This window comes from Bacillus sp. RHFS10 (assembly GCF_016757475.1).
In the GTDB taxonomy this organism is placed as follows: domain Bacteria; phylum Bacillota; class Bacilli; order Bacillales; family Bacillaceae; genus Bacillus; species Bacillus subtilis_G.
In genome coordinates this window covers 1-1,171 of record NZ_JAESPO010000018.1, presented here as the reverse complement: position 1 = coordinate 1,171, position 1,171 = coordinate 1, and the positions used below count along the sequence as shown (strand labels likewise).

1 rRNA gene is annotated in these 1,171 nt (G+C 54.7%); it reads left to right on the top strand.

Going from position 1 to position 1,171, the window contains the following annotated elements:
- Window positions 1-1,171 (top strand): 16S ribosomal RNA (locus JMN17_RS21365); the annotation flags it as partial.

The window sequence follows — 1,171 nt, the reverse complement described above, 5'->3', positions numbered from 1 at the left end:
ATGTTAGCGGCGGACGGGTGAGTAACACGTGGGTAACCTGCCTGTAAGACTGGGATAACTCCGGGAAACCGGGGCTAATACCGGATGCTTGTTTGAACCGCATGGTTCAAACATAAAAGGTGGCTTCGGCTACCACTTACAGATGGACCCGCGGCGCATTAGCTAGTTGGTGAGGTAACGGCTCACCAAGGCAACGATGCGTAGCCGACCTGAGAGGGTGATCGGCCACACTGGGACTGAGACACGGCCCAGACTCCTACGGGAGGCAGCAGTAGGGAATCTTCCGCAATGGACGAAAGTCTGACGGAGCAACGCCGCGTGAGTGATGAAGGTTTTCGGATCGTAAAGCTCTGTTGTTAGGGAAGAACAAGTACCGTTCGAATAGGGCGGTACCTTGACGGTACCTAACCAGAAAGCCACGGCTAACTACGTGCCAGCAGCCGCGGTAATACGTAGGTGGCAAGCGTTGTCCGGAATTATTGGGCGTAAAGGGCTCGCAGGCGGTTTCTTAAGTCTGATGTGAAAGCCCCCGGCTCAACCGGGGAGGGTCATTGGAAACTGGGGAACTTGAGTGCAGAAGAGGAGAGTGGAATTCCACGTGTAGCGGTGAAATGCGTAGAGATGTGGAGGAACACCAGTGGCGAAGGCGACTCTCTGGTCTGTAACTGACGCTGAGGAGCGAAAGCGTGGGGAGCGAACAGGATTAGATACCCTGGTAGTCCACGCCGTAAACGATGAGTGCTAAGTGTTAGGGGGTTTCCGCCCCTTAGTGCTGCAGCTAACGCATTAAGCACTCCGCCTGGGGAGTACGGTCGCAAGACTGAAACTCAAAGGAATTGACGGGGGCCCGCACAAGCGGTGGAGCATGTGGTTTAATTCGAAGCAACGCGAAGAACCTTACCAGGTCTTGACATCCTCTGACAATCCTAGAGATAGGACGTCCCCTTCGGGGGCAGAGTGACAGGTGGTGCATGGTTGTCGTCAGCTCGTGTCGTGAGATGTTGGGTTAAGTCCCGCAACGAGCGCAACCCTTGATCTTAGTTGCCAGCATTCAGTTGGGCACTCTAAGGTGACTGCCGGTGACAAACCGGAGGAAGGTGGGGATGACGTCAAATCATCATGCCCCTTATGACCTGGGCTACACACGTGCTACAATGGACAGAACAAAGGG